Below are 4101 nucleotides of genomic sequence, written 5' to 3'. Positions count from 1 at the left end.
TTAAAGGAATTGTTTGCCGCAACGGCAAGCAATTCCTTTAATTAGACTCCAGCTTCTTGATACTTGAAACAGCAGACTGGTAGTTTAGGAGATAAAAACTGGAGTTTATATGCAATGCCGTCAAAATAAGCATAATTACTTAAAGATTTTTAAGGACAAACGGCAAGCTTTTACCTAAATTTTGAACTCAAGGCAAAATTATAGTTTAAATAGAGTCACGCACGAATATCTGCTCGGCAGCTTGCCGCCGCCGATGGTTGGAATTGCCAATTGTTATAAGAGTGCGATCGTTTGAGTACCGAAGTAATTAAACGGTAAGATTGCCGAAAATCCCAAATTGAACTTATAGCTTGCCTTGAGTCCATTAGAGGTAGGTTGAGTTAATATGCTTAACACCCAAGAGTTTGATGAGTGGTGTCGCCGACTAAATTTACCAGAGGTGGCAAGAAACGTCATTTCTCAAATCCGTTCCACAGAACCAGTAAGGCAATTGAAGAGTACGAGTATTCAAAAGATGTCTTGGAATTTTATGATCACAGGTTTTTCTTACTGTTGCCTGTTCCCTCTTAAGAGTTCCCTGCCCCAAGGGCTTGGTGAGAGCTTTAAATGGCATTCGGTTGGGAGCTTTGCAGCTAGTTCAGGCTTTAGAAATACTTACTTTACGAACTGATTTGCGGTTTTTAACGATGCTGACTTGGGCTGAAGTTTTTCCAGTTCTGGGATTGCTTAAACTTAGCTTTATTTGCGTCGCTCTACTTATCTTGCTTTTTAACTATTTGGAGATGTTCCTTGCTGGTATTGTATAGCTTTGGCGTAATCACCCAAGGCATAGCAAGCGACTCTCAGACTAGCAAGAGCTTGTTCTTCACTGCGACGGTCTTTGATACTCCTAGCTAACAGCAAACGTTCTTCATAATATGTAATTGCTTTGTTATGGTCACCCAAAGCTTCACAGGCAACTCCTAAACTACCTAAAGACTGTTCCTCGCTACGCTTGTCTTGAATTTCTTTGGCTAATTGTAACCGTTCTTCGTAATACTTAACGGCTCCAGTATAATCACCTAAAGTGTAACAAGCATTTCCCAGATTTTTTAGCACCTGAGAAGCACTGCGAAAATTTTTTAGGGAGCGTGCTATAGCTACACATTGCTCATAGTAAGCGATCGCTTTTGGGTAATTGTCCAAAGCATACCAAGCATTACCCAAATTCTTGAGTACCTGTTCCTCGCCCCAGTTATCTTTGAGTTCCCGCACAATTTCTAGGCTTCGCTGCTGATACTCAATGGCCTGTGTAAAGTTGCCCAAAGCTTTATACACTAATCCCAAATTATTCAGTGCTGCTACTTGACTTCGTTTGTCTTGCAGTTGCTGCGTTATTTTCAAACACTTTTCTAGAAACTCAATTGCCTTTTTATGGTCATTTAGGTGACGGTATGCATTGCCTAAATGGGAAAGTGCTTGCATTTGCAATGCTAAATCTGAGGTGTTATTGAGCAAAGACAGACACTGTTGGGAGTAGGAGATAGCACCTTTGTAGTCTCCAGCACTGTAAGTTGACAATCCTAAAAAAGAAAGTACCTGTGCCTGTTTTTGCAAATCCCCAATTGCTTGAAACAGCCCCAAGGATTGTTGGAAAGATTTGATCGCCGTGATTAATTCACCCGCTTGCTGCTGTTGAATTCCTTGCTGTAGTAGCTTGGACGCTTCCAAGAAATGGTCGTCGCTTTCTTGTGGAGGTAGTATTTGTGCTTGTGAACCAGAGTCAAATTCATGAGTAATTGTCTTACGCTTCACTGGTTTTAGGTATTTTATGGGTAATTGCAGGGGAAGTGTATTTTTCGATCTATTGTTCTATTGACCTTTAGGACTTAGGCAAAATCATGAAAAAACGAACCGCATTCGCGCAGCGTCTCCCCCTGGGAGAAGGACGCAAAGAACGCAAAGGAACAAGAGTTTTAGAGAGTTTTTGCGTAAGTCCTAACCTTTAGACATTAGCTCCTTCCTGTGAAGCTTGGTGCTAAATCTAGTACAATGCCTAAGCTAATTTTGAGGGTTTGTAGTAAGCACTTTAGTGCTTAGAAAATAAGGACTGAAGTCCTTACTACCAACTTGTTTCCCCTCAATTTAAACTTGACAAACTACTAGTAAAGCATGGCGGAAATAAACCCACCATTATGAACTTTAAAACAATCATCATTTGCAGTCTTGAGAAATGGTCGGCGTATTTATGCCGCACGGTACTAGTGTTCCCAAAACCAGAATATATCTTTCACCCGCTTGGTTTATACCGATTTGATATGAACCTGCACTTTATTCATGTAGCAGCAATTCATGGTATTTAACTAACTTTAGGGGTTAAAGTTGCATAGCTTCTACAAGCAGCTTGTTTTGGGTCGGGGTCTAAATCCCCGTCACAAAACAAAATTTACTGTCTTCTCTACGAGACGCTCCGCGAACGTAGCGGTAGCGAGTCCGCGTACCCCTCCGGGGAAGCAAGCTACGCTTTTAGCGTCTCGTAGAGAGCGTCATTACGAATTACGAATTACGAATTATTTATAAGCTTCCCCGGTCTGAAGATGTGGGGATTTCTGAAGAGTCCATAAATAGACTTCCTTCGGGGCACGTGACTACAGGGGCGATCGCACATGAAAACACATAGACATCTGGTAAAAATTAATGTAGAGACCTAGCATTGCTAGGTCTCTACAAGGGTTCTGGATAATCCATATTTAATTTCACCAGATATCTATTTATTCAGCTGGATCATCAATCATTTCCGGTACTAAAGCTGGGTTACTGCTACGTTCTTCTGGTGATTGCTCCCGGATCACATCGTCCATTTTTCGAGGGTGTTTGATTTTGTCCAGTACCTCTGGACTGAGCTGCGATGGATCTCCTTCTGGATTTGACTTTTCAGCTTGACTAGGAACTGTTTCCTTATTCATCACTATTTTCCCAAACTTATATGCCAAGCTTAAGTTCTTCTGTGGTGAATACAAACTATCTTGAGACTTATTTGACAAACTGGTGGGTAAGAAAGGCGATCAACGCGGCAAGAAGGGGGTTCCCTCGGCTGATATTTAACTGCTGTCCACGGATTTAAGTCCCCCAGTTCTGTAACCGATAAGTTTTGTATTGGGGTTATATTTCGACTTACTTCGACTAGGCTCACCAAGCGCGTAGTCGAAGTAAGTCGAGGTATTACGAATTATTTTAATATCCTCTGTTGTGATGTTCGGAATTATCGGGACTTGGCGGGATGGATTTTTAGAAGCATGATTCGGGGGTGCGATCGCACTCTCTCATAACTAGCAACTTGGGTTACTACATCAGCCCTCTTTTTATACTCTTTTTTTGGCTACAGTATTGATAAAGTACCCAACAAAACGATGATGACTGGCTTTACCCAACTCAAACCCCAGTTCGTAACTCATTTAAGATTGCTATATCAAAAGTCTCCTTCAATTTCTTTGATTTGTGTGAATATTAATCAGCCGTTTCAGTACATTCTCAAACTATGCCTTTTGGCAACAACTGTTAATGCTCTAGCTGTCAATGTTGTCGCTGCTGAAGTGGAACCTTTTGGCCAAGATGGTAGACATGGGGTAGATGGTCGGTCTGGACGAGATGGGAACTCTCGATCAGATCAAATAATTCGCGCTAGCGAACAACTACAAATGCTCGACCTCTCAGGTACAGATGGCGAAGCCGGAGAATCTGCTACCTCTGCTGAACAAGCTTCTGGATGCCAACAGCCCCAGAATGTGACAGTGAATGTATGCGGTGCTAATGGTGGTAATGGTGGTAATGGTGGTCATGGTGGTCATGGTGGTCGTGGCGGTAATGCTACTGTTTACTTTGAGTCATTATCTCAACTCAAGAATGTGGTGTTACGTAATCGGGGCGGGAGGGCAGGTATTGCAGGAAGGGGCGGACAAGCAGGTAGTGGATGTAACTGTACTCAACCGCGCTGGACTGTAAACTATTGCACTTGGGCATTGATGGCGCAACAAATCAATGTAGTTAACGCACAGTGGCAAGAAATTAACAGAGAATTATTTCGCTGTACGGGTGATGCGTTCTATGACGAACAACAATATC

Annotated in this window: 3 protein-coding genes and 1 pseudogene; 1 reads left to right on the top strand and 3 read right to left on the bottom strand. The window is 42.3% G+C overall.

Annotated elements, in window-relative coordinates:
• Positions 1-273: 273 nt before the first annotated feature.
• The 3 genes from LC605_RS31495 to LC605_RS31485 form a co-directional block, all read right to left on the bottom strand.
• The gene (locus LC605_RS31495) at positions 274-456 is read right to left on the bottom strand and encodes a hypothetical protein (RefSeq protein WP_229551325.1); all 183 of its coding nucleotides are present in this window, start codon (positions 454-456) and stop codon (positions 274-276) included.
• Positions 457-768: 312 nt separating this feature from the next.
• Complete coding sequence (locus LC605_RS31490; protein WP_229551326.1) at positions 769-1824, bottom strand: tetratricopeptide repeat protein; 1056 nt, start codon at positions 1822-1824, stop codon at positions 769-771.
• A gap of 926 nt (positions 1825-2750) precedes the next feature.
• Complete coding sequence (locus LC605_RS31485; protein ID WP_229551324.1) at positions 2751-2945, bottom strand: hypothetical protein; 195 nt, start codon at positions 2943-2945, stop codon at positions 2751-2753.
• A gap of 444 nt (positions 2946-3389) precedes the next feature.
• Here LC605_RS31485 and LC605_RS31480 point away from each other — a divergent pair.
• Positions 3390-4101: pseudogene (locus LC605_RS31480) on the top strand (hypothetical protein); the annotation flags it as partial.

The organism is Nostoc sp. CHAB 5836, from assembly GCF_020829445.1.
In the GTDB taxonomy this organism is placed as follows: Bacteria; Cyanobacteriota; Cyanobacteriia; order Cyanobacteriales; family Nostocaceae; genus Nostoc.
Note: the sequence above shows the minus strand (reverse complement) of the source record. Positions and strands in the feature narration are given on the sequence as shown.

What these genes read in the sequence shown, in the direction of transcription:
- LC605_RS31495 (WP_229551325.1), bottom strand. Translation starts at nt 456, where the DNA reads ATGACGTTTCTTGCCACCTCTGGTAAATTTAGTCGGCGACACCACTCA.
- LC605_RS31485 (WP_229551324.1), bottom strand. Translation starts at nt 2,945, where the DNA reads ATGAATAAGGAAACAGTTCCTAGTCAAGCTGAAAAGTCAAATCCAGAA.